Source organism: Frigoribacterium sp. Leaf186, from assembly GCF_001423905.1.
Lineage (GTDB): Bacteria > Actinomycetota > Actinomycetes > Actinomycetales > Microbacteriaceae > Frigoribacterium.
Window position 1 is genome coordinate 820,758 of record NZ_LMPQ01000010.1, and the last position, 23,977, is coordinate 844,734.

General features: G+C 74.6%; 21 protein-coding genes. 10 read left to right on the forward strand and 11 right to left on the reverse strand.

Annotated features, from left to right (window positions below; all coding sequences use genetic code 11):
* The first annotated feature begins 99 nt into the window (after positions 1-99).
* Positions 100-1,074, forward strand: a complete 975-nt coding sequence (locus ASG05_RS10635) for an iron-siderophore ABC transporter substrate-binding protein (protein WP_056260863.1) — start codon at positions 100-102, stop codon at positions 1,072-1,074.
* Between the two features lie 8 nt (positions 1,075-1,082).
* Positions 1,083-3,239, forward strand: a complete 2,157-nt coding sequence (locus ASG05_RS10640) for an iron ABC transporter permease (RefSeq protein ID WP_056260407.1) — start codon at positions 1,083-1,085, stop codon at positions 3,237-3,239.
* A gap of 152 nt (positions 3,240-3,391) precedes the next feature.
* Here ASG05_RS10640 and ASG05_RS15930 read toward each other — a convergent pair whose 3' ends face one another.
* From ASG05_RS15930 to ASG05_RS10655, 3 genes are all read right to left on the reverse strand, one after another.
* Positions 3,392-3,814 carry a DUF2809 domain-containing protein gene (locus tag ASG05_RS15930; protein ID WP_162240652.1) on the reverse strand — a complete coding sequence of 141 codons (423 nt, stop codon included), beginning with the start codon at positions 3,812-3,814 and terminating at the stop codon, positions 3,392-3,394.
* 471 nt (positions 3,815-4,285) lie between these two features.
* On the reverse strand, positions 4,286-5,899 hold the full coding sequence (locus tag ASG05_RS10650) for a GMC family oxidoreductase (protein ID WP_082486637.1): 1,614 nt from the start codon (positions 5,897-5,899) through the stop codon (positions 4,286-4,288).
* Positions 5,896-7,386 carry an alpha/beta hydrolase gene (locus tag ASG05_RS10655; RefSeq protein WP_056260409.1) on the reverse strand — a complete coding sequence of 497 codons (1,491 nt, stop codon included), beginning with the start codon at positions 7,384-7,386 and terminating at the stop codon, positions 5,896-5,898. The genes ASG05_RS10650 and ASG05_RS10655 overlap by 4 nt, the downstream gene beginning before the upstream one ends.
* Before the next feature lie 344 nt (positions 7,387-7,730).
* On the opposite strand from ASG05_RS10655, the gene ASG05_RS16380 reads away from it, so the two are divergent.
* Positions 7,731-7,883, forward strand: a complete 153-nt coding sequence (locus tag ASG05_RS16380) for a hypothetical protein (protein ID WP_157490181.1) — start codon at positions 7,731-7,733, stop codon at positions 7,881-7,883.
* 9 nt (positions 7,884-7,892) lie between these two features.
* The gene (locus ASG05_RS10660; RefSeq protein WP_056260411.1) at positions 7,893-8,246 is read left to right on the forward strand and encodes a ribonuclease E inhibitor RraB; all 354 of its coding nucleotides are present in this window, start codon (positions 7,893-7,895) and stop codon (positions 8,244-8,246) included.
* Positions 8,247-8,295: 49 nt separating this feature from the next.
* Here the strand turns inward: ASG05_RS10660 and ASG05_RS10665 are convergent, their stop codons facing one another.
* From ASG05_RS10665 to ASG05_RS10675, 3 genes are all read right to left on the reverse strand, one after another.
* Positions 8,296-9,093 (reverse strand): ABC transporter ATP-binding protein, encoded by a 798-nt coding sequence (locus tag ASG05_RS10665; RefSeq protein ID WP_056260414.1) that lies wholly within the window; start codon positions 9,091-9,093, stop codon positions 8,296-8,298.
* Positions 9,090-10,040 carry an iron chelate uptake ABC transporter family permease subunit gene (locus ASG05_RS10670; protein ID WP_235491464.1) on the reverse strand — a complete coding sequence of 317 codons (951 nt, stop codon included), beginning with the start codon at positions 10,038-10,040 and terminating at the stop codon, positions 9,090-9,092. Before ASG05_RS10670 ends, ASG05_RS10665 begins: the two co-directional genes overlap by 4 nt.
* A gap of 167 nt (positions 10,041-10,207) precedes the next feature.
* Entirely contained in the window at positions 10,208-11,269 is a 1,062-nt protein-coding gene (locus tag ASG05_RS10675) for an iron ABC transporter permease (RefSeq protein WP_056260416.1), read from the reverse strand.
* A gap of 119 nt (positions 11,270-11,388) precedes the next feature.
* Here ASG05_RS10675 and ASG05_RS10680 point away from each other — a divergent pair, with 119 nt between their 5' ends.
* The 4 genes from ASG05_RS10680 to ASG05_RS10695 all read left to right on the forward strand — a co-directional run bounded on the left by ASG05_RS10680 (position 11,389) and on the right by ASG05_RS10695 (position 15,180).
* Complete coding sequence (locus ASG05_RS10680; protein WP_056260417.1) at positions 11,389-12,390, forward strand: iron-siderophore ABC transporter substrate-binding protein; 1,002 nt, start codon at positions 11,389-11,391, stop codon at positions 12,388-12,390.
* A gap of 64 nt (positions 12,391-12,454) precedes the next feature.
* Positions 12,455-12,814, forward strand: a complete 360-nt coding sequence (locus ASG05_RS10685) for a hypothetical protein (RefSeq protein WP_157490182.1) — start codon at positions 12,455-12,457, stop codon at positions 12,812-12,814.
* Positions 12,815-12,901: 87 nt separating this feature from the next.
* Positions 12,902-14,254, forward strand: a complete 1,353-nt coding sequence (locus tag ASG05_RS10690; protein ID WP_056260419.1) for an alpha-amylase family glycosyl hydrolase — start codon at positions 12,902-12,904, stop codon at positions 14,252-14,254.
* 80 nt (positions 14,255-14,334) lie between these two features.
* On the forward strand, positions 14,335-15,180 hold the full coding sequence (locus ASG05_RS10695) for a hypothetical protein (protein WP_157490183.1): 846 nt from the start codon (positions 14,335-14,337) through the stop codon (positions 15,178-15,180).
* A 233-nt stretch (positions 15,181-15,413) separates the two neighbouring features.
* On the opposite strand, the gene ASG05_RS16385 is transcribed toward ASG05_RS10695, so the two are convergent.
* Together ASG05_RS16385 and ASG05_RS10705 are read right to left on the reverse strand one after the other, a co-directional pair.
* Positions 15,414-16,787, reverse strand: a complete 1,374-nt coding sequence (locus tag ASG05_RS16385) for a methyltransferase domain-containing protein (protein WP_056260421.1) — start codon at positions 16,785-16,787, stop codon at positions 15,414-15,416.
* A 148-nt stretch (positions 16,788-16,935) separates the two neighbouring features.
* On the reverse strand, positions 16,936-17,661 hold the full coding sequence (locus ASG05_RS10705; RefSeq protein WP_056260422.1) for a sulfite exporter TauE/SafE family protein: 726 nt from the start codon (positions 17,659-17,661) through the stop codon (positions 16,936-16,938).
* 338 nt (positions 17,662-17,999) lie between these two features.
* Here ASG05_RS10705 and ASG05_RS10710 point away from each other — a divergent pair, with 338 nt between their 5' ends.
* Entirely contained in the window at positions 18,000-18,311 is a 312-nt protein-coding gene (locus ASG05_RS10710) for a hypothetical protein (RefSeq protein ID WP_056260423.1), read from the forward strand.
* A 432-nt stretch (positions 18,312-18,743) separates the two neighbouring features.
* On the opposite strand, the gene ASG05_RS10720 is transcribed toward ASG05_RS10710, so the two are convergent.
* The 3 genes from ASG05_RS10720 to ASG05_RS10730 all read right to left on the reverse strand — a co-directional run bounded on the left by ASG05_RS10720 (position 18,744) and on the right by ASG05_RS10730 (position 23,271).
* Complete coding sequence (locus ASG05_RS10720) at positions 18,744-19,490, reverse strand: response regulator transcription factor (RefSeq protein ID WP_056260425.1); 747 nt, start codon at positions 19,488-19,490, stop codon at positions 18,744-18,746.
* On the reverse strand, positions 19,487-20,845 hold the full coding sequence (locus ASG05_RS10725; protein ID WP_082486641.1) for a sensor histidine kinase: 1,359 nt from the start codon (positions 20,843-20,845) through the stop codon (positions 19,487-19,489). The genes ASG05_RS10720 and ASG05_RS10725 overlap by 4 nt, the downstream gene beginning before the upstream one ends.
* Before the next feature lie 245 nt (positions 20,846-21,090).
* Positions 21,091-23,271 (reverse strand): serine hydrolase, encoded by a 2,181-nt coding sequence (locus tag ASG05_RS10730; protein WP_056260426.1) that lies wholly within the window; start codon positions 23,269-23,271, stop codon positions 21,091-21,093.
* A gap of 163 nt (positions 23,272-23,434) precedes the next feature.
* Between ASG05_RS10730 and ASG05_RS10735 the strand changes: the two genes are divergently transcribed.
* Entirely contained in the window at positions 23,435-23,809 is a 375-nt protein-coding gene (locus tag ASG05_RS10735) for a hypothetical protein (protein ID WP_157490184.1), read from the forward strand.
* The last annotated feature ends 168 nt before the right edge of the window (positions 23,810-23,977 follow it).

A 23,977-nucleotide genomic window follows, 5' to 3' on the forward strand; every position in this document is an offset into this window, starting at 1 on the left:
CCACCCGTGACCCAGCGCCTTCTGACGACGCCCCGCCACACCCCGACCTCCGGCACCCCGACCTCCGGCGGCTCCGCCCGCCGCCCCGCGGCCCGCCGGCTGCTGACGGTGACCGCCGTCGCGGCCGCCGCGGCCCTGACCCTCGCCGGCTGCGGCACGACCGAGTCCGCCGACGCCGGCGCGACCTCGGGCAGCGGCGAGCAGATTACCCTGACCGACGGCACGGGGGCCGAGATCACCCTCGACGGCCCCGCGACGAAGGTCGTCGGCACCGAGTGGAACGTCGTCGAAGACCTCGTCGCCCTGGGCGTCGAGCCCGTGGGCGTCGCCGACGTGAAGGGCTACGGCGACTGGGACTCGGCCGTGCCGCTGACGAACGAGCCGACCGACATCGGCACCCGCGGCGAGCCGAGCCTCGACACCGTCGCCTCGCTCGCACCCGACCTGATCGTCGCGACCGACGGCCTGAGCGCCGACGCCGTGACGCAGCTGAAGGAGATCGCGCCCGTCCTGGTGGTCACCTCGGCCGACGCCTCGCGCCAGATCGAGCACAGCATGGACAACCTCGACCTGATCGCGAAGGCGACCGGCACCGAAGACAGGGCGACCGAGGTGAAGGAGGAGTTCGCCGACGCGCTCGCCGCAGGCAAGCAGGCCCTCGCCGACGCCGGCCTCGCGGGCCAGCCCTTCGCCTTCGCCGACGGCTACGTCGACGCCGGCCAGGTGAGCATCCGCCCCTACGCGAAGGGCTCGCTCGTCTCCGACGTCACCGAAGAGCTCGGCCTGACCAACGCCTGGACCGTCGAGGGCGACGAGGCGTACGGCCTCGCCACGACCGACGTCGAGGGCCTCACGCAGCTGCCCGCCGACGTGCAGTTCCTGTACATCGACAACACCGCCGCGGGTGCCGACGACCCGTTCGCCGTCTCGCTCGCCTCGAACGCCGTGTGGCAGTCGCTGCCGTTCGTGCAGTCCGGTGACGTGCACCGCCTCGACGACGGCATCTGGATGTTCGGCGGACCCGCCGCGATGACCGCCTACGTCGACTCGCTGGTGTCGACCCTGACGAAGTAAGCCGCACCGTGAGCACGACCGTCACCCCCACCGACCCCGCGCCGCCCCGGCTCGACGAGCCCGCCGCACCGGGCCGCGACGAGCGCGCGCGTCGCGCGGCACGAGCCCAGGAGGCGCGGCTCGCCGCCCCCCGTCGGCTCACGCCCGGGTCGGTGGGCGTGACGGTCGCGCTGGTCGCCGTCGTCGTGGTGCTCGCCCTCGTGGACGTCACGCAGGGCACCGCCGACGTCGGTGCCCGGCAGGTCTGGCAGGCGCTCACCGGCACCGCGACGGCCGGCGACTCGTCCGTGGTGGTCGCCTCGCGCCTCCCGCGGATGGTGGCAGGCCTGCTGGTCGGCGTCGCCCTCGGAGCCGCCGGCGCCGCCCTGCAGCACATGAGCCGCAACGTGCTCGCCTCACCCGACACCCTGGCCGTCAACGCCGGCGCCTCCGTCGCCCTCGCGATCGCCGCCGTCACCGGGCTCAGCCTGCCGTTGCTGGCCTCGTCCGGCGTCGCGTTCGTCGGCGGGCTGCTCGCCGCCGGGCTCGTGCTCGCCCTGTCGGGGCTCGGCGCCGGCACCGTGCGGCTCGTGCTCGCCGGCAGCGCCCTGGCCCTCGGCCTCGCCTCGGTGACGAGCGCCCTGCTGCTGCTCTTCCCGCAGCAGACCGCCGGCCTCTACGCCTGGGGCCAGGGCAGCATCTCGCAGAACGGCTTCGACGGCGTCGTGCAGCTCGGCCCGGTGGTCGTCGTCGGGCTGCTCGTGCTGGTCGCCGTGAACGTCCGCGTCGACGCCCTCGCCCTCGGCGACGACGCCGCCCGCAGCGTCGGGGTCGACGTCCGCACCACCCGCGTGGTGACCGTGCTGGCCGCCGTGCTGCTCTCGGCCGCCGCCGTCACCCTCGCCGGGCCGATCGGCTTCGTCGGCCTCTGCGCCCCCGCGCTCGTGCGGCTGCTGCGGCGGACCGTGCCCGCCGTCCGCCGGTTCGTCGTCTCGATGCCGCTCGCCGGCCTCGCCGGGGCCGCGCTCGTGCTGGGCGCCGACGTGCTGCTGCGCGCACTCGTCGGTGCCGAGACGTCGGTGCAGGTGCCCACGGGCGTCGTGACCTCGCTGCTCGGCGCGGTGTTCTTGGTCGTGCTGGCGTTCCGTGCCCGCGACCACGGCGGCGTCAGCCCGACCGACCGGCACCCCGTGGTCTCGCGGCTGCGGTTCGTGGTCGTCGTCGCGGTCGTGGTCGCCGTGCTCGTCGCCGTCGTGCTCGGTTCGGTGCTGCTCGGCGACGCCAAGCTGCTGCTCGGCGACGTCGCCAACTGGGTGACCGGCCGGTCGGGACGGGTCGTCAGCTACGTGCTCGACACCCGCGTGCCCCGGGTCGTGGCGGCCGTCGTCGCCGGAGCCGCCTTGGCCCTCGCCGGCACCCTCGTGCAGGCCGTCACCCGCAACCCGCTCGCCGAACCGGGCATCCTCGGCGTGACCGGCGGTGCCGGCCTCGGCGCCGTGCTGCTCGTCACCACCGTGCCGCTCGCCACCGGCTGGGGCATCGCGGGCGCCGCGTTCGTCGGGGCCGTGGTCGCGGCCGTGGTCGTGTTCGGCCTCGCCTCGCGAGGGGGGTTCCCGCAGAACCGGCTGGTGCTGATCGGCATCGGCGTCTCGACCGCGACGGCGGCGGCGATCAGCCTGCTGATCGTGCTGACCGACCCGTTCAACGGCGCGAAGGCGCTCACCTGGCTGTCGGGGTCGACCTACGGTCGCACCCTGGACGACGCCATGCCGGTGTCGCTGGCACTCGCGGCTGCGCTCGTCGTGGTCGTGCTGCAGCGTCGCCGCCTCGACCTGGTGGGGGTGGACGACGACACACCGCGCCTCCTCGGGGTCTCGCTCTCGCGGTCGCGGATGGTGTTCCTCTCGCTGGCCGTGCTGCTCACGGCGACGGCCGTGGCCGCCGTCGGGGTGGTCGGGTTCGTCGGGCTCGTCGCCCCGCACGCGGCCCGGTCACTCGTCGGACGGCGGCACGCCCGCGTGCTGCCCGTGGCCGTGCTGCTCGGCGCCTTGCTGGTCTGCGCCGCCGACGTGCTCGGGCGCACCGTGATCGCCCCGGCCCAGCTCGGCGCCGGCCTCCTGACGGCCGTCATCGGGACGCCGTACTTCGTCTGGCTGCTCTGGCGCGGGCGGGCCTCCGCGAGCTGACGCCCGGGCCGCCGCCGCCCCGGCCGCCGCCCGGGCCGTAACCCAGGCCGCCGCCCAGGCCGCCGCTCGCCGGTCGAGTGGTCCGAGATCCTCAACCGGTCGACGAAGGACGATCTCGGACCAGTTGACCCGCGCCTCCCACCAGTAGGGGGTCAGGAGGCGCGGCGCAGCACCCGGAGCAGCACCAGCGCCGAGACCCCGCCCAGCAGGTACCCGAGCAGGTCGGTCGCGGCGAACGTCGTGCCCAGCACCCACGCCGCCGGAGGGAACGCGGCCACGGCGGCGGCCGACAGGCCCGTCAGCTGCAGCAGTTCGACCGCGATCGACGCGACGGTCGCCGCCGTCGCGAGGACGAGCCCGGTCAGCCGTGGCGCGACCAGTGCGAGCAGCACGCCGAGCAGCACCGTGTAGAGCGCCGAGCCGAGCAGGTCGCCGGTCAGCCCGGGCACCAGCCGCTCGGCGGCGATGCCGAGCCCGACCGTGGCGAGGGCGGCCACGACGAGTGGAGCACGCCGGCGCGGGTGCTCGCGCAGGCCTCGACCCGCGTCACCGCGTCGCCCTGAGTCCCCTGACATGTCACATAGGCTAGCGGGCGGGGTCGGGCACCGCCGGGTCACGGCCCCGGGCAAGAGTGAAGCCCACGACCGCAGGAACGATCGTGGGCTTCGGTTGTCCTCCGAGTGGAAGACCAGGGATGCAAACCCATCCCCGAGTCGAGAACTCGGGTCCATGGTAGTCCAGCCCTGGCCGGACTGCATCCCTGGCACCTTCCGCTCCTCGTGTCCGCCGGCGCGCACACCAGGAGGTGATCCTCATGTCGAAAGACATCGAGGGCCAGCCCAGGAAGACCGTGCCGTGGCTGCAGATCGCGACGTTGTTCGTGACTGTGACGCGGCTCGCGCTCGACCTGTGGCGCAAGGGCTAGGAATGGGAGCCCCCGTGACCCTGCGTCACGGGGGCGTTCCCCACCGACGCGACCCGCGCCTCCTGGGTTCGGGTCTCAGGAGGTGCGGTCGCGTCGAGCGGGTCAGGTCGCGTCGAGCGGGTCAGGCCGCGTCGACGACGCGCGAGACGTCGGCCCCGACGCGCTCACCGGCGACGGCACCCGACAGGCCGGCGCTCGCCAGGAAGCGGTCGGCGGTGCGGAGGCCGAGGGCCATGATCGTCAGGGCCGGGTTGGCCACGACGGCGCTCGGGAAGACCGAGTTGTCGGCGATCCAGAGGTTCGGCACGTCGAAGCTGCGCCCGTCGGGGTCGACCACGGCCGTCGCCGGGTCGGTGCCCATGCGGCAGGTGCCGATCGTGTGGGCGGTGCGGGCCAGGACGCGGATGTCGCGTCCGCCGGCCGCCTCGACGATGGCCGTCATGGTCTCGACGGCGTGGTCGTCGATCGCCTTCTCGTTCTCGCCGGGCGTGAACGTGACGACGACCTTCGGCATGCCGTTCTCGTCGAGCTCGTCGGACAGCGTGAGCCGGTTCTTTTCGCTCGGCAGGCACTCGGCGTTGATGCCGACGCCGGCCATGAAGCGGTAGTCGTCAAGGGCCTTCACCAGTTCGGGGCCCCAGAGGCCGGCGCCCCGGGCGAGGGTCGTCGCCAGCGTCAGCGGCATCGCGCCGAGGCTCTGAATGAGGTAGCCGCCGACGAAGTCGACGCCGTCAGGACGCATGGTGTCTTCGGTGATGATCGACGACGGGTAGCCGCGGTAGCCGCGCATCTCGGTGTCGAAGGTGCCCCAGACCTGGGTGGCGCCGTGGGCCATGAAGTTGCGGCCGACCTGGTCGCTGCTGTTGGCGATGCCGGCGTGCAGCAGCAGGCGCGGCGTCTCGACGCCGCCCGCGCAGAGGAACAGCGCGGCCGTGCGCTGACGGTGCTCGACGCCGTCGCGGACGTAGACGACGGCCGAGACCTCGCCGGCCTCGTCGAGCTCGATGCCCGTGACCATCGACTCGGGGCGGATCTCGGCCCCGTTCGCGACGGCCATCGGCAGGTAGCTGGTGTCCATGCTGACCTTGGCGCCACTGCGGCAGCCCTGGTGGCAGCTGCCACAGCCGACGCAGGCCGGGCGGGTGCCGACGTGCTCTTGCCGCCAGTCTCGGCTGACGAGCGCGGCCGGGGCGTCGGTCGCCCGGATGCCGACGGCCTCGCAGCCGCGGATCATCATGTCGCTCGACGCGTTGCGTGCGGGCGGCGGCATGAGGTACGAACGCTGAGGGTCCCATGGGTAGTCGGCCGGGCCCGAGACGCCGACGAAGTGCTCGACCTCTTCGATGTACCCGATCAGCTCGGCGTGGTCGACGGGCCAGTCCTCGCCCTTGCCGGTGAGGGTCTTGAGCTTCAGGTCCCGCTCGTCGGGGCGCGGGGTGAACGCACCCCAGTGCAGGGTCGAACCGCCGACGCCCTTGCCGCTGTTGTTCTGGCCGAACGCGGTCGGGGTCTCGCCGCCGCTCAGGCGTTCGTCCATCCAGTTGATCTTGACGGCCTCGATCTCGTCTTGCGTGTACTCGTCGGGCTCGAAGTTCGGGCCGGCCTCGAGGGCGACGACCTTGAGCCCCTGCAGGGCGAGCTTCGCGAGGATCGGGGCGCCACCGGCACCGGTGCCGATCACGACCGCGTCGACGACCTCGGACTCGTCGTAGGTGCGTTGCGCGTCGAGCTTCATCGGGTGACCTCCATGGCTGGTTCCCAGCCCTCTCGTTGGCCGGCACCGAGCCGGCTGAATCCTTGCAGGGCGCGACCGGCACGGCCGTTCGCGAAACCGTCGAAGCCGATGCGCTCCATGGTCGCCGGGTGGGCGAGCCAGGCCTTGACCAGGTCGACGCGGCAGTCCTCGAACCAGGCGGTGAGCTGCTCGACCGAGAACGGGTGGGCCTCGGCGTCGCTGGGGTGGTCGGTGTCGCCGGACGTGCCACCGGTGAGGCCCGCGTCGCCCTGGTCGCCCCCGTGGTGCGAGTCGCCGCCACCGCTGTCGCCGACCGTCTCGAGGGTGTCGTCGGGGTCGCCCGCGACGATCACGGCGAGACGCTCGTCTTGCTGCTCGGGCGCGAGGCCGGTGAAGTCGGCGAGGGCGTCGAGGCCGAGCGCGTAGGCCTCGGGGTCGCTCGGCAGGTCGGCGTTGCGCCAGCCGTCGCCTTGGCCGGCGGCGAGCTGGGCGTCCACGCGGGCGGCGAGGTCGACGGCGTGGTCGGGGTCGTCTTGCGGCACCACGCGGGCGGCGACCGCCCGCAGGGTGGTCAGCTGCGCCTCGGTCAGCACCTGCGGCACGTAGCGCGGGTCGTCGGCCACCGCTCGCTTCGCCAGGATGCCGCGCGTGTTCGAGGCCGTCCGGCTCGACGCGATGACCCGCGCGAAGTCGTCCGAGATCATGGGCGCCCGGCCGGCGTCGTCACGCCAGAACGAGGTGATCGCCGCGGCGACCTCGGTCGGGCGTTCGAGCGGCAGCAGGTGGCCGGCCCCGTCGAGGGTCAGGTGCGTGGCGCGCGGGTACACGGCCCCGTTCAGGCGGCGTTGGGCGTCTTCGCCGAGGGGCCCGTCGGCACCGCCGGCGACGATCAGGGCCGGCAGGTCGAGCGTGCCGACCTCGGCCGTCCAGTCCTCGCGGCTGCCGCGGTCGAACCAGGCCGTCCAGGCCTCGGGGGAGGTGCGGTGCAGGTCGGCGAGGGCCTGGTCGTCGAGCGGCGTCGGCAGCGGGGCGCCGACGTTGTCGTCGACGAACCCGCGGGCCGTGTCGGCGTCGAGCGGGCCGTCGGTGGCCGCGGCGATCATCTGCCGGCGGTTCTCGTCGTCCATCGGCTCGGGTGACGGAGGCGACGCCGCGAGCAGGACGACGCCGGCCAGGCCGAAGAGGCCGCCCTGCCCGGCGAGGGTGCGGGCGGCGACGATCGAGGCGATCTTGCCGCCCATGCTGTGGCCCACGAGCAGCCAGCGGGTGGCACCGTGCCGTCGGATCTGACGCGTGACCTGACGCACCATGTCGTCGACGGTCACGCCGTCGACGGTCGTGGCGTCGCCGAAGCCCGGCAGGTCGAGCGCGACGACCTCGAAGTCGTCGCCGAGCGCGTCCGTGACGGGGCCGTACTCGAGACGGCTCATGCCGAGCGCGTGCAGGCAGAACAGGGTGGGGCGTGTGGTGGTGGTGTCGCTGGTCACTGGGCTCCTCGGAGAAGGCGGGGGCCGGGCGACGTCCCCCGTCGCGCCGGCGACCTCGACGCTACGTCCGGCCACCGACATCGGGCCAGATGAGGGCGGGCGGACCGCACCGGTGGTACGACTGACTGCCCGTCGCCGGGGCCCGGACGCTGGGAGGCGTACCCCGCCGACCCGCGCCTCCTGGTGTCGGGGTCGGTCGAGTGGTCGCAGATCGCGGTCCGGGCGCCTCGGGAGGACGATCAGCGACCACTCGACGGCACCGAGCGGGAACCGGGGAGGCGCGGGCAGGGGATGCTCAGCGGTCGCGCCTTGTGCGCACCCCGCCCGCCCGGGAGGATGGGCGGATGGAAACCGTCATCATCGCCCTCATGGTCATCGGGTCGATCGTCGTCATCTTCGGCATCGTCTTCTTCTTGGTCGCGGCGGTGCTGCCCTCGCGGGCCCCGCGCGCCGGTCGTCGCGGTCGCGGCGGACGCCCCGCAGCCCGCACCCGCTAGGGCGCGTCCGTGGCACCGACGGACGCGGGGATCGCCGTCCACCTCCAGCGCTGCGCCGCGCAGCTCGTGACCCGCAACCAGCTCCGCGACCGGTTCGACCTGGCGCGGACGGTCACGCACACGGCCGACTTCCCGCGCCGGGCGGCCGCCGAACGGGCGGCCGACGAGCTGCGCACGTCGGGCTACGACGTGACGGTCACGCGCCGGGGCCTGCTCGGCGCCTCGCTCGAGGCGGGTCGTGAGGACGCGCTCGAGGACGATCGCGCCGTCACCTTCACCCGCGAGGTCTTCGACGTCGTGCAGCGGGCCGGCGGCCGGTACGAGGGCTGGAGCGCCGAGGTCATCGCCGAAGCCCAGGCCTGAGCCGGACGCCTCGCGGCGCGGCAGGGCGTCGGGCGCGACCACCCCGGCCTCAGCGGCGGCGCGGCACGACCATCGGCGACCCCGTCACCGGGTCGGGCACGACGACGCAGGGCAGGTCGAACACGTCGGTGACGAGCTGCTCGGTCAGCACCTCGGCCGGGGTGCCCGTCGCCACGACGTCGCCGTCGGCCATGACGATCAGGTCGGTCGCGTACCGCGCGGCCTGGTTGAGGTCGTGCAGCACCGCCACGACCGTCGTGCCCTGGCCGTGCAACCGCGCGAACAGGTCGAGCAGGTCGTACTGGTGCGCGACGTCGAGGTAGGTCGTCGGTTCGTCGAGCAGCAGCACGGGGGTCTGCTGCGCGAGCGCCATCGCCACCCAGACGCGCTGCCGCTGCCCGCCCGACAGCTCATCGACGGGCACGTCGACCAGCTCGGTCAGGTCGGTCTCGACCAGGGCGGCGTCCACGGCCTCGCGGTCGTTCGCGGTCCACTGCCGGAACAGCCCCTGGTGCGGGTACCGGCCGCGCGCCACGAGCTCGGCGACCGTGATGCCGTCGGGAGCGGTGGAGGTCTGGGGCAGCAGGCCGACGATCCGCGCCGCCTCCTTGGCCGGCACGCCCGCGAGCTCGCGCCCGTCGAGCAGCACCGACCCCGACCGGGGCTTCAGGAGGCGCGCGAAGGCCCTCAACAGCGTCGACTTGCCACAGGCGTTCGGCCCGACGATCACCGTGAACGAGCCCTCGCGGACGTCGGCGTCGACGGCCTCGCTGACCGTGCGACGGTCGTAGGCGAGGTGTGCCTGCCGGGCGACCAGGCGGGGCGGGCGGGTGTCGTCGGCGTTCACGCGGACCTCCGGGATTCCGAGACGAGCAGCGTGATCAGGTAGACCCCGCCGATCACGAGCGTGACGAGGCCGACCGGCACGGGGTTGGCGGCCACGTGCTGGGCGATCAGGTCGGCGACGAGCAGCAGCACCGCGCCGACGAGCCCGCCGCCGACGAGCGGCACCCCGGCCGAGCGCACGAGGCGCCGGGCGAGCTGGGGCGCGGCGAGGGCGACGAAGGCGATCGGCCCGGTGCTGGCGGTCACCACGGCGGTCAGTGCGACGCCGACCACGACGAGCGCCAGCCGCGACCCCTCGGTGCGCAGCCCGTGCGACCGGGCGGTGTCGTCGCCGAGCTCGAGCTGTCGCAGTGGTCGTGACAGCGCCATGACGAGCGGGGTCAGCACGACGAGCAGCACGAGGGCCGGCACGAGCTGCTGCCAGCCGACGAGGGCGAGCGAGCCCGCGCCCCAGAACGACGCCGTCAGGGCGACCTCGGTCTGGGCGCGCAGCAGCAGCCAGCTGTTGACCGAGTGCAGCAGGGCCGTGACGCCGATGCCCACGATGATCAGCCGCAGTCCCTGCACGCCCCGGCGGTAGGCCAGCAGGTAGACGACCAGCGCCGTCGCCAGCCCGCCGACCAGGGCTCCGGCCGCGGTGCCGACCGTCGACGCGGCGCCCGACACGATGACGACGATCGCCCCCGTGTAGGCCCCGGTCGAGAAGCCGATCACGTCCGGAGAACCCAGCGGGTTGCGGGTCAACGACTGGAAGATCGCGCCCGAGACGCCGAGGGCGGCGCCGAAGACGAGGGCCGCGAGCACGCGCGGCAGCCGCCAGTTCAGCACGATGGTCGACGCGAACCCGTCGCCGCCGAACAGGGCCCGCACGACCTGGGGCGGGCTGAGCGGGTAGTCGCCGATGCCGAGGGCGACGATCGCGACGACGACGGCCACGACGACCAGCACGAGCGTCGCGGTGCGGCGCCGCCCGCCGGTCGTACGCCACGAGCGCAGGAGGCGCGGGCCGACACCCGGCGCGGCGGCCGTCGGTCGCGTGCCCGGCCCGGTCCGCGGGCCCGGCCCTGCCGGTGTGCCCGGCCGGCCCGTCCGTGTGCCCGGCCCCGTCGCCCGTGTCATGCGCTGCCCACCCGTCGGCGGCGGGCGATCGCGATGAGCACGGGTGCCCCGATCGCGGCCGTCACGAGTCCCGCGGCCAGCTCGCCCGGGGGAGCCACCACCCGGCCCAGCACGTCCGCGAGCAGCAGCAGCACCGGCCCGAGCACGGCCGACAGGCCGGTGATCCAGGGCTGGCTGGGGCCGACCACGCCACGGGCGGCGTGCGCGACCATGAGCCCCACGAACGCGACGGGCCCGACCACCGCGGTCGCGCCTCCTGCCAGCAGGGTGACGACGACCAACGAGACGACCCGCACGGCGGGCACCGAGACGCCGACCGACGCGGCGTGCTCGTCGCCGAGCGCGACGGCGTCGAGGGGGCGCGAGGCGATCAGCGCGACGACGACCCCGGCAGCGACGAAGGGCAGCACGGTCAGCACGGGCTCCCAGCCGCGGTCGGCGAGCGAGCCGACCTCCCACGCGCGCACCGCGTCGAAGCGGCGGGGGTCGGCCAGCACGATCGACGACGTGATGCCCGCGAGCACCGACCCGAGCGCGAGGCCGGCGAGGGTCAGGCGGGCGGGGCCACCGCCTCCTCGTCCGGCGCCGCCGATCAGGGCGACCGCCACGGTCGCGAAGCCCGCGCCGACGAACGAGAACCAGACCCAGCCGCTCGCCGAGGTGACCCCGGCGAAGCCGACCGCGAGGGCGACGGCGAAGGCGCTGCCCGAGGTCACGCCGAGGATGCCCGGGTCGGCGAGCGGGTTGCGGGTCACGGCCTGCACGACGGCCCCGGCGACCCCGAGCCCGGCACCGGCCACGATGGCGGCGACGGTGCGCGGCAGGCGCAGGTCGAGCACGGCGGTGGCGTCGGCCGTGTCGCGGCTCGCGGCGCCGGTCAGGATGCGCAGCACGTCGTCGAGGGCGACCGGCCGCGCGCCGACGGCGAGGCCCAGCACGACGGCGAGGGCCAGCAGGGCGAGGGCGGCGACGAGGGCGAGGAGGCGCGTGCGGGTGCGCCGGGAGCCTCGCGTCGGTCGCGGGGCACGGCCGACCGTGAGCGCTCGGGGCATCGCCATGATGATTAGCTTAGGCTACCCTCACTTGGAGTCGTGCCGGTGGTCACCGGCATCGTCCCAGCACATCACCTTCCGCCCGACACACGTCACAGCACCGACGTCACAGCCCTGAGGAACACATGCGCAAGACACTCTCGATCGCCGCCACCGTCGCGGTCGCCACCCTCGCCCTGGCCGGCTGCTCGGCCGGCTCCGACTCCGGCTCCGACGACGCCTCGGGGGGGGCCTCGGGCGGGTCGGGCGCGTTCCCCGTGTCGATCGACACGAAGTTCGGCGAGGTGACCATCGACCAGAAGCCCACGCGCGTCGTCGCGCTCGGCTGGGGCGACGCCGAGGCGGCGCTGGCCCTGGGCGTCCAGCCCGTCGGGGCCTCGGACTGGCTGGCCTTCGGCGACGCGGCCGACGGCGTCGGCCCGTGGGCGCAGGGCCTCTACGACCAGGCCCCCGAGATCATCGGCACCCTCGAGCCCTCGTACGAGGCGATCGCCGCCCTCGAGCCCGACGTGATCCTCGACACGAAGAGCTCTGGCGACCAGGACCGCTACGACCGCCTGTCGAGCATCGCCCCGACCGTGGGCGTGCCCGAGGGCGGCGACAGCTACCTGACCGACTTCGACGACCAGATGGAGCTCGTGTCGAAGGCGCTCGGCGAAGAGGCGAAGGGCGAGCAGCTCGTCGACGAGAACGAGGAGGCCGTCGAGGCCGTCGCCGCCGCCCACCCCGAGTGGGAGGGCAAGACGATCACCGCCGCGACGAAGACCAGCGAGGGCTGGGGCGCCTACGTCGAGGACAGCGAGCGGGTCGAGCAGCTCGAGGCGCTCGGCTTCGAGCAGAACCCCGCCATCGCGGCGCTGGCCCCGAACGCCGGCGGCTTCTCGGTCTCGATCTCGAGCGAGCAGCTCGACGAGATCGACGCCGACGTCATCGTGGCGTTCCCGATCTACATCGACACGACCGAGATCACCGACGACGCGCAGTGGAAGGCCCTGCCGGCCGTCCAGGAGGGGCACGCCGTCGTCATCGACGGCGACGTCGCCGCGGCGTACTCGCTCGGTTCGGCGCTGTCGCGGCAGTACGCGCTCGAGAAGCTGGTGCCGCTGCTCGAGGGCGCCACGAAGTAGTCGCGGCGCTCGCGGTCCGCACCCCGTGTGCGCCGGATCGCTGCAGAGGGTGAAAGATGTTGTGGTGACCCACGAGCTGCACGACCTGATGACCCCCGAGAAGAACGTCCAACGCATCATGTGGACCGGCACGATCTGGTTCGTCGCCGCGGTCGGCAGCGTGGCGGTGGCCCTGGGGTTGCTGCTCTCGACCGGCTGGCGTCCGGCCCTGCTGTCGGCGGGGCTCGCGACGCTGTTCTGGGTCGGCGCGGCGCTGGTCGCCCTGAGCGTCGGGCTGATCGGCTGGTCGGGCTGCCCCATCCTCGAGGTCGACGTGCCGACGGCCGACCGCAACAAGACCCGCACGATGCAGGCCGGCACGATGCTCTTCATCGTCGGCGGGGCGGCCGCGCTGCTCGCCGTGCTGCTCGGCCCCGCGAGCTGAGCGGGGGAGGCGCTGCTCGCCGTGTTGCTCGGCCCCGCGAGCTGAGCGGGGGACGCCTCCCCGCCGCCCGTCACTAGGGTGGCGCGAATGAGCGAACAGCAGCACCCCGTGACGGCGCCCGCGTGGGCGGGCCCCTCCTGGACCGAGCACGTCGTCTGGTGGCACGTGTACCCCCTCGGCTTCGTCGGGGCGGACACGACCGGAGCGGACCGCTCGCCGGCACCGCGCCTCCTCGAACTCGTGCCGTGGCTCGACCACCTGCTGGCGCTCGGCGCCAACGGCCTCGCGCTCGGGCCGGTGTTCGCGTCGTCGACGCACGGCTACGACACGATCGACTGGTTCACCGTCGACCCGCGGCTCGGCACCGAGGCCGACCTCGTCACCCTGATCGAGGCCGCCCACGCCAAGGGCGTGATGGTCATGCTCGACGGCGTCTTTAACCACGTCGGCCCCGAGTTCCCGGCACTGGTCGAGGCCCGTCGCGACCCGTCGTCGGCGGCCGCGAGCCTGTTCCGGCGCGAGGCCGACGGCAGCCTCGGCACCTTCGAGGGGCACGGCGGGCTCATCGCCCTCGACCACTCGTCGCCCGAGGTCGCCCGCACGGTGACCGACGTCCTGACGCACTGGGCGGACCGCGGTGCCGACGCCTGGCGCCTCGACGCCGCCTACTCGGTGCCGTCGGAGTTCTGGGCGACCGTGCTGCCGCCGCTCCGCGAACGGCACCCCGACGTCTACGTCGTCGGCGAGGTGCTGCACGGCGACTACGCGGCGGCCGTCCGCGACGGGGGCCTCGACTCGGTCACCCAGTACGAGCTGTGGCAGGGCGTCTGGCACGGCATCGCCGAGGTCAACCTGTTCGAGCTCGAATGGGCGCTGCGGCGTCACGACGAGTTCTTGGACGAGTTCGTCCCGCTCACCTTCGTCGGCAACCACGACGTCACGCGCATCGCCAGCCAGATCGACGACGAGCGCCACCACGACCACGCGATCGCCCTGCTCTTCGTGCTCGGCGGGACGCCCTCGGTCTACTACGGCGACGAGTTCGGACTGCGGGCCGTCAAGGAGGCGCGGGTCGGCGGCGACGACGCCGTGCGCCCCGCGTTCCCCTCGACGCCTGCCGAGGCCCCGGGTGCCGGCGTGCCCGGCGCCCTCCCCGAGGTCCTCGCCCTGCACCAGCGCCTGATCGGCGTGCGGCGTCGGCACCCGTGGCTGCACACCGCGCGCAGCCGCACCGTGTCGGTCGCGAACGAGTCGCTCGTGCTCGAGCTGACCGGCGCGGGGCCCGGTGAGTCGCTGGTCGTCGCGCTCAACCTCGGCAACGACGAACTGCGCGTGGCCGACCCGGCCCCGGGCGAGTGGCTGGCGGGGCGCGACGCCGGTCTCGACGGCGACGTGCTGTCGGTCGGGCCGCACGGCTGGGCGGTGGTCGCGCGCGCCTGACCCGGCCCGCGCCTCCCGGGGTCTGCGCGTCCCCTGGGAGTCGCGACGAGCCCGCCGCGGCTCTCGCTACCGTGCCACGCATGGTTAAGACACGAGAGCTTCTCATGACCTCGACCCTCGCCGTCGGTGCGCTGGTCGCCGCCACCGGGTGCACGTCCGACCCCGACGTCGCGGCCCCGACCGCCGACGCCTCGGGGACGCCGAGCGCGTCGATGGCGACCCCGACCGAGGCCTCCTCGGCCGACGCGTCTCCGGCCGACGCCGAACCGGCCTCGGCCGAGCAGGCGACCGTCGCCCGCTACCTCGACGCGATCGCCGACGGCGACACGGCCGCCGCCTGGGCGCTGCTCAGCCCCGAGGCGCAGCAGTTCTACGGCGCCGAGCAGACCTACGCCTCGGTCTCGCCGACCGACGGCACGGTCACCGCCGACGAGGCGGACGTGCTGCGCGACGCCGAGCTCGTCTCGGCCGAGGGGCCCGAGGGCGCGTTCACCCTGGTCGGCGCCACGACCGACGACCTCGCCGACGCCTGGGTCGTCCGCGAGACCGCCGACGGCCTCCGCGTCGACGACGCCGGCGTCCCGCCGACCGGCGACTCCCTCTACGAGTGGACGAACCCCGCCGCCGGGGCCGAGGACCAGACCGCAGGAGGCGCGGCGTACGACACCACGACCCCCGCGTCGATCTCGTTCGCCAGTCCGTTCAGCCAGGACCAGACCGAGCCGAGCGTCGTCGGCTACCCCGACACGCTCTGGGCGTTCGTCGACGGGCAGCAGCTCGGGTCGATCGACGCCGTGTCGGCCGGGTCGGGCAAGCGCTTCACGACCGAGGTCGGCGAGTCGAGCGGGGCCGGCCGGGGCCTCACGGTCGTCTGGCAGACGGGCGACGACTCGCTCGGCTGGCGCAGCAGCACCGTCGTGCTCTGAGGTCTGGGGTCTGGGGTCTGGGGTCTGGGGTCTGAGGTCTGAGGTCTGAGGTCTGAGGTCTGAGGTCTGCGCTCGTGCCTCGTGCCGACTGGCCGCACCTCGCCCTCGCCGCCCCATGAACCCGTTTTCGAACGATGAACCCAGAAGCTCGTGGGTGCATCGTTCGAAACCGGGTTCATGGGCGCACGGCGGGCCGGGGCTGGGGCTGGGGCTGGTGCTCGGGCTCGGGCAGGTCAGCGGCGGCGCAGCAGGGCCATGGCCTCGAGGTGCGGCGTCTGCGGGAACATGTCGAACACGCGGGCGGCCACGACCTCGAACGAGGGCATGGCGTCCAGGTCGCTCGCCAGCGTCACGGGGTTGCAGCTCGAGTAGACGACGTGCTCGACGTCCGACGCCTCGAGCCACCCGGCCAGCGTCGCGCCGATGCCGCGCCGCGGCGGGTTGACGATCACGAGCTCAGGAGGCGCGGCGTCGGCAGCCGAGGATGCGCTCGACGACGACGCGCTCGCCGACGACGCGCTCGCCGAGGATGCGGGCACGCCGCTTCCCGCGGACGCCGGCCCCGCGCTCGCCGACCCCGCGTTCCCCGCGCTCGCCGACCCCGCACTTTCCGGCCCCGCGGTTTCCGAGGACGCCGACCCCGAGGATGCGGGCACCTCGTTCTCCGCGCTCACCGAAGATCCCGACCCCGACGACGTCGCGAACCGGGTCGCGTCGTCCGCCGCGAAGCGCACGTGCTCGAGCCCTGCGCGACGGGCGCTGCCCCGGGCGCTGGCCACCGCCTCCTCGCTGGTCTCGATGCCGACGACCTCGCGGTGCGCGTGTCGGCTCGTGCGTCCGGAGCCCGGGCGGGCGACGTGCAGGGCGAAGCCGCCGACGCCGCAGTAGAGGTCCCAGACGCGGGCGGGGTCGAGGTCGTCGACCCACCGGGCCGCCTGGTCGTAGAGGCCGGCGGCGATCGCGGTGTTGGTCTGGAAGAAGCTCTGCGGTCGCAGCTCGAGGTCGACCCCGCCGAGCCGCATGGTCAGCGTCTCGCGTTCGGTCAGCACGATCTCGTCGGCGCCCTCGAGGACGGCCTTGTGCTCGGGCAGCAGGTTGACCGAGACCACGGCGACCTGCGGCAGCTCGTCGAGCAGCCAGGGCAGCTCGGCACGGAGCCGCGGCAGGGCCTGCTCGCTCCGCAGCACGAAGCGCACCATCAGCTCGCCCGACGGCGACTCGGTGACGTGGACGTACTTCGCCTCGCCGCGCCGCTTCGGCACGTCGTAGGGCAGGAGGCGCGCTCGGGTCACGAACGCCGCCAGCGTCGGCAGCACCGCCTGGATGCCCTCGGTGTGCAGGCCGCACCCGCGCAGGTCGACGCCCTGCCCGCGCCCGTCGAGGATGCCGAGCGTGGGCTCGTCGATCGTGCCGCCGACGACCATCTTCGCCTTGTTGCGGAACCCCGCCTCGGGGCTGGTCAACGTCGGCAGCCAGGTCGCGGGGACGTGGCGTGGGCCGAGGAGGTCGCGGACGCGCTCCTCCTTCTCGGCGACCTGCACCGGGTAGGGGCGGTCGAGGAGCGTGCACGACCGGCACAGCCCCGCGTCGAAGTAGTCGCACTGCATGGCGGGCCGAGTCTAGGCGAGGTGCGGGGGGTGGCGACCCGCGCCTCCTCGGTTCGGCGGTAGGTCGGCTGGGCGGGTCGGTCGGGCGCCGGCTGGGCGGGGCGCGGGGCGGGGCGCGACGGCGGCCGGGGTCGCCGGGGCGGCCGGGTCAGAGCTGGGTGATGCCGCGGATCAGGGCGAGGGCGCTGCCGAGGGCCGCGAGCGTCAGCACGAGGATGCGCCCGACCCGCGCCGGGACGATCTTGCTGAGGTGGTGCCCGACGAAGGCTCCGACGAAGAGCAGGCCGAGTGCGCCCGCCCAGACGGGCAGCGGCTCGGTCGGGATGCCCTTGGTCAGCACCGAGGTCAGGTTGATCGCCAGCAAGAAGACCTGGCCCGTGCCCACGAAGACCTCGCGCGGCCAGCGGTCGCTCGTCGCGTGGACGGTGAGGGCCGGGCCGCCGACCCCGGCGGTGACGTTCATGAACCCGCCGAGGGCGCCGGCGGCGACGGCGCCGACCCGGCCGGGCAGGAGGCGCGCGCGGCTCGAGAACGCCATCACCAGCACTCCGACCAGGGCCAGGGCGCCCACCGCGACGGTCAGCGGTCCGGTCGGGGCGGTCTGCACGACCCACGCGCCGATCGGGATCGTCACGAGCGCGGGCAGGACGAGGAGGGCCGCCGTCCGCCACCGCACCGTCCTCCAGGTGCTCGCCAGCACGACCAGCGCGAGGACGGCGGCGAGGGCGTTGCCGACCGAGACCCCGGCCTCGGGCCCGAGCACGACGACGAGCAGGGGGGCCGCGGTCAACGCGAAGCCGATGCCGGCCATGCGCTGCGTGAGCGCACCGACCACGATGGCCGCGGCGGCGAGGGCGAGCGTCAGCGGGGTCACCCGGCCACGCTACCGGGGCGGCGTGGACGGCCGGTGCCGCGCCTCCTGCGGTGCGGGGTGCGGGGTGCGGGGTGCGGGGTGCGGCGTGCGGCCTGCGGCCTGCGGCGTGCGGCGTGCGGCGTGCGGCGTGCGGTGTGGCGGCGTGCGGGCTACGGGCTGCAGCGTGCGGTGTGGCGGCGTGCGACCTGCGGCGTGCGAGTACGACGCCAGGTGATGGGCACCGCGCCAGGACTAGTCGTGGTGCGGTGCCCATCCCGTGGTGCGGTAGGGGTGCGGTGCCCATCTCGTGGTGCAGTGAGCGTCTCGTGGCGGCGTGCGGGCGTCAGTAGGGTGGCGGCATGAACGACTCGTCGAAGACCGTCCAGCTGCGCCGCTACGAACTCGTCGAGGGGGTGCTCGATGACTTCGTCGCGTGGTTCACGTCGACGCTGATCCCCGCACGCCTCTCGGAGGGGTTCGAGATCGAGTTCGCCTACGCCGACCGCGACGCGAACCAGTTCGTCTGGGCCGTCAGCACGCCGGGCGACGCCGCGCGGTTCGCCGAGGTCGAGGCCGCCTACCTCCAGTCGGAGGCGCGCGCGGCCGCCTTCGCCGGCCAGCCCGTGCGCGTCGCGACGCAGCACGTCACGCTCGTCGAGCCCGTCGCCTAGCCAGCTCCGCCTGGACGACACCGCCGAGTGGACAGGACGCCGCCGAACGCCGCGGTGTCTTGTCCACTCGGCGGTGCCCCGTCGGCACGGCGAACCTCGGCGAGGCCGACGGCGGTGCGGCGACGGCCCCCGGGGTCGGCCGACCAGAGGGCGTCGACGCCGTCGCGAGCGGCACGTTCAAGGCGTTCGACGACGGGTCCGACCCGACGATCGCGACGGTGTCGACGCCGACCCGGGCGGGCGGGCTGGCGGGCTGGCGGGNNCGCCGAATTCGGCGGTGCCACGTCCACATGGCGGTGTGACGTCCCTATGGCGGTGCGACGTCCCTATGGCGGTGCCACGTCCACATGGCGGTGCGACGTCCCCATGGCGGTGCGACGGGGGGCCGGTGACGGGACGCCCGACTCGGGCCCGGGCGTCGGGCCACCCAGGTCAGGGCAGCAGGCCGGAGCGGTAGGCCCAGACGACGGTCTGCAGCCGGTCGCGGGTGCCGAGCTTGGTCGTGATGCGCGTGAGGTGCGACTTGACCGTGCTCGTCTCGACGACCAGGCGCTCGCCGATCTCGTCGTTCGACAGGCCCTCGCCGAGCAGGCGGACGAGCTCGCGCTCGCGTTCGGTCAGGACGTCGGGCGACGGCTCGACCACCGACGTCCGCCGCCGCCGCCTGAACTCGGCGATCACCCGCCGCGTCGTGGCACCGTCGATCGCGGCCCGCCCCGACGCCAGGGCCCGGACGGCGCCGACGAACTCGTCGGGCTCGACGTCCTTCAGCACGAACCCGCTCGCACCGGCCTCGAGGGCCCCGAAGACGTACTCGTCGAGGTCGAAGGTGGTGGCGACGAGGACCGCGGGGGCGCTCGCCGACCCGACCCGCGCCTCCTGCCCGTCGACCGCCCCGGCACCACCGACAACACCGGCACCACCGGCACCACCGGCACCGCCGGCAGCACCGGGCCCGCCGCGGGCGTCGACGATCGCGCGCGTCGCCTCGATGCCGTCGCCCCCGGGCATGCGGACGTCCATCACGACGACGTCGGGTCGGGTGCGTCGCACGACCTCGACCGCCTCGCGCCCGCCGGACGCCTCGCCGACGACCTCGATGCCTCCCGCCGTCTCGAGGACGACCCGGAATCCGGTGCGCACGATCGACTGGTCGTCGACCAGCACCACCCGGATCACTCCGAACCTCCGCCGACGAGCCCCGCGTCGGGCCCGGCGTGGGGCCCCGCACCGGGCCCCGAGTCGGGCCCGGGCGACGCAGCGGACCGCGAGACGAGCACGTCGGTCTCGGCCTCGACCGGCAGCTCGAGCCGGACGCGCCACCGCCCCTCGGCCGTCACCCCGGTGTCGAGCCGCCCGCCGATCAGGTCGGCCCGCTCGCGCATGCCGACCAGCCCGAAGCCGCCGCCCCGCGACGTGTCGCGAGCCACGGGCAGGTCGTTCTCGACGACGACCACGAGGGCCGAGGCCGTGGCGAGCAGGCGCAGCTCGACCGTCGCCCCCGGCGCGTGCCGACGGGCGTTGACGAGTGCCTCTTGCACCGTGCGGTAGGCCGTGACGTCGGCGAGCGGTGCGAGCGACGGCAGCGTCCCGTCGGCGTGCGACTCGACGACGGTTCCGGAGGCGCGGGCCTGGTCCACGAGGTCGCCCACGTCACCGAGGCCGGGCACCGGCACGGTGCCGCTCGGCCCGTCGCCGGTCTCGCGCAGGATGCCGACGATCGACCTCAGCGCGTCGAGGGTCTCGCGGCCCTGGGCGCGGACGCTGCGCAGGCTCTCTTTCGCGCGCTCGGGGTCGCCGTCGACGAGGCGTTCGGCGGCTCCGGCCTGCACGACGAGCCCCGTCAGGTGGTGGGCGGCGACGTCGTGCAGTTCGCGGGCCATGCGGGTGCGCTCGGCGGCGACCGCGGCCCGGGTGAGCGTCGCCTGGTGCTCGACGGTCTCGGCGGCGCGGGCCCGGGTATCGCGGTCGTGGGCGCGGCGCAGGGCCACCCACGAGCCGACGGCGGCACTCACGCCGTTGATCAGCAGGGCGGTCGCGACGAGGGCGAGCGCCTCGACGACCGCGCCCACCTCGCCCAGCCCGGTGGGGGCGCCGAGTCGGTCTTTCACGAGGGCCGAGGCCCCGACGGCGGCCCCCACGGCTTCGATGCCGACCGCGGCGAGCACCGCCGCGACGACGGCCCGGGTCGGCCGCAGGGTGGCGACCGTGTAGGCGGTGACGACGGGCGCGGCCGTCCAGAGGGCGAGGCCGGTCGGCAGCACCGCGAGCAGGGCGGCCTGCAGGACGGCGACCGCGAGCAGGGCGGCGACCGGACGGACCCGCCGGAGCGCCAGGGGCACGTGCTGCACGAGCGCCAACACGATCACGGCGACGACCTGGGCGGTGGGGATGCTGCGGTTCGCGCCGTAGAACTCGCCCGCCGCGAGCAGCGTCACGAGGAAGGCGATCGTGACGAGCGCCCAGACGGCGGCGAGGACGACGTCGCGACCGAGCGTCGTGCGCACGCCCACCCGGTCGAGGACGCGGCGCACCGTCGCGACGCCGGGCCCGGTCGAGCCGGTCGAGCCACGGTCGCCGCCCGCAGCGCCCCCATCGCCCCCAGCGCTCGCAGCGCTCGCAGCGCTCGCAGCGCCCCCAGCGCTCGCGGCACCCCCGGCAGGCGAGGTCTCAGGGCTCGTGGTCACCGTCCGAGCATGCCAGGTGCCGACGGCCTCCCGGGCCCGGGCCGACGACGGCTGTGCACCGTCGGCCCGGGGGTCGCGTGGGGGGCGAGCCATCAGAAGCTCACGCTCGGAGCGATGAGCCGGAAGCCGAAGGCGAACCCGGCGAGGGCCACCAGCGACACGACGACGAGCACCCGCCCGGTCACGACGGCCCAGCCGCGACGGTCGCGCACGGCCTGCCAGGCGACCAGCACCGCCGGCACGATCGCGACGACGCCGAGCAGCTGCAGCCCCTGCAGCACGCGCAGGGTGACGGCCGACACCTCGGCGAACGACAGGGCCTGCACGGCGACGACCGCCCAGCCGACGAGGGCCAGCAGCGTCGACGCCTGCCCCAGGCGCGACAGCAGCAGGGTGCGGTCACGGCGACGCGGGGCGGTGGCGGGCGACGAACCCGACACGCCCGCCCGGAGGTCGCGGCGCCGACGTCCGGCTCCGGCGAGGGCGGTCGCCGGCCAGACGACCATCGAGGCGAGCAGCACGACGACGGCCAGGGCCAGGCTCGGCAGCACGGCCGACGCCGCCTGCCAGGGCTGCGCCCGCAGCATGGTGAAGGAGGCGCCCCACGAGATCGCCTCGACGGTCGCGTCCCCGTCGGTGCCGGCCTCGGCACCGGCCGTCCGCGTCGCGAGCACGGCGTCGCCGCCGACCTCGCGCCACAGGTCCGTGCCGACCTTCTCGTAGACGCCGGTGGTCACGCCGAGGGGCTTCGGGGTCACGGCGACCGTGCCGTCCGACCGCGCCGCGACCGTGGTCTGGCCGCTCAGGGCGAGCAGGGCGCCGGGGTTGGTGACGGGGGAGCGCGACGAGAGGTACGTGCCGGCCAGGTCGGCGGCCACGGGGCCGTCCGACGAGCCGTCGGCGCCGGTGCCCGAGGCGACCGCGTCGGAGGCGGGGGTCGCGTCGTCGACCGTGCCCGCGCCTCCTCGGTCGTCGCCGTCGGCCGCGGCCGACCCGTCGCGCAGGTAGCGGTCCGCGAAGCCGTCCAGCACCGTGGTGCGCAGGTCGAGCGAGGCCGTGGCCGAGCGTCCGCTGCCGTTCAGTCCGACGAAGATGCCGGTGTCGTGGCCCGGGAACATCCGCATCGCGGAGTGGAAGACCTGCGTGTCGCCGTCGTGGCCGAAGGCGGCCAAGCCGGGGGTGCTGTCGTCGAAGAAGGCGAGGTCCATGCGCTGGCCGGCGACGAGCGTGCCGAGGTCGTCGGCGTCGAGCGCGGGTCGGTGCATCTCGTCGAGGGTCGCGGGCTGCAGCAGGGCCTGCTCGTCGGGCAGGTCGCCGAGGTGGGCCAACATGAAGCGCGCCATGTCGGTCGCGGTCGCCGACATCGCACCGGCCGGGGCCGCGTTGACGACCTCGGTCGGCACGGCGGGCTTCGAGTCGTCGGGGTAGCCGTGGGCGAGGCGCGCGTCGAGCTCGGCGGGCAGCGGCTGCGCGAACGACGACGAGGTCATGCCGGCCGGGTCGAACACCTGCTGCTGCACGAGCTCGTCGAAGGGGACGCCGCTGACGCGCTGGGCGACGTAACCGGCCAGGGTGGCTCCGTAGTTGGAGTACGCGGGGGTCGTGCCGGGGGCGTAGACCTGGGCCGGAGGGGCGTCCGACACGGCCTCGCGCAGCGTCTTCTCGCTGCCGGGCGTGCCGATCAGGCCCGAGATGACCTCTTCGAAGCCGGCCGTGTGCGTCAGCAGGTGACGCAGGGTCACCGCGCCCTTCGGGGTGTCGAGGTCGAAGTCGAGGTACTGCTGCACGTCGGCGTCGAGGTCGAGGTCGCCCTTCTCGACGAGCTGCATGATCGCGGTGGCCGAGACCACCTTCGACACCGAGCCGACGCGGAACAGCGTGCGCTCGGGGTCGACGGCCGCGGCAGGCGTGTCGCCCGTGCCGGTGTCGGCCATGCCGTAGCCGCGGGCGGTCAGCAGCTCGCCGTCGGCGACGACCGACACGGTCGCCCCCGGGATGCCCGTGGTCTGCAGCGCCGATCCGACGGCACCGTCGAGCCACGTGTCGACGTCGTCCTGCGTGAGCGAGTGCCCACCGGGCTGGTGCTGCGGAGGGGCAGGAGGCGCGGCCTCGGCGGACGCGCCCGTCGCCCCGGACGCGCACCCGGCGAGCGTCACGCCCAGGGTGACGACGGCGGCGGCGGCGGCCAGGCGGGTCGTGCGGGTCGTGCGGACGAGGAGGCGCAGGCGGCGCCGGCGGGACGGAGGGGCTTCTCGAGTCGGTGTCGTGATCATGCCTCTACGCTCGCGGCTGCGCCGCCGCGACACCGGGTGCAGGAGTCGGGACCTGCCGTACGACTTTCGTCGTACGCGCCGTGGCGGCGCGGGCCTCGGGAGGTGTGGCGCGGGCACGCGGACGGTACGGCCGACGTCAGTGGTCGCGTCTATGGTCACCGACATGGGCGTGCAGACGAAGTTCGAGAACGCGCGGGCGGCGCTGCGCAAGCCGCCGGCCGAGCACCCGTGCGCGATCCCGCCGATCCCGGGCGGGCAGGGGCTGTGGTTGATCCGGCAGGGCGAGGCGGCGCCGCTCGGCTACGTGCGGCAGCGGCCGGTCACGGGCGGCTTCGCGTTCGACGTCTACGCGCACTGCCGCGACGAGGGCGGGCGTCGGCCGTGGTTGCACACCGCGGCATCGCTGAACTCGGCCGTCGCGTGGACGCTTCAGCACGACACCGACGTCCGCGCGCTCATCGCCCGCAGCACGGCCGAGCCCGACCCGTGGCCGCCGCCCGCGCCGCCCGAGCCCTCTGCCCGGCGCCGCGCCTCCTGAACCCGGGCTCGTCCGCGCGCGAGGAACCCGGTTTCGAACGATGCACCCAGAAGAATCGGGGTGCATCGTTCGAAACCGGGTTCATGGGCGGCTGGGACGCGGGCCGGGGACGGGAAAACCCCGCCTCGTGCGGGGGCACGAGGCGGGGTCCACCGGGATCGCCGACCC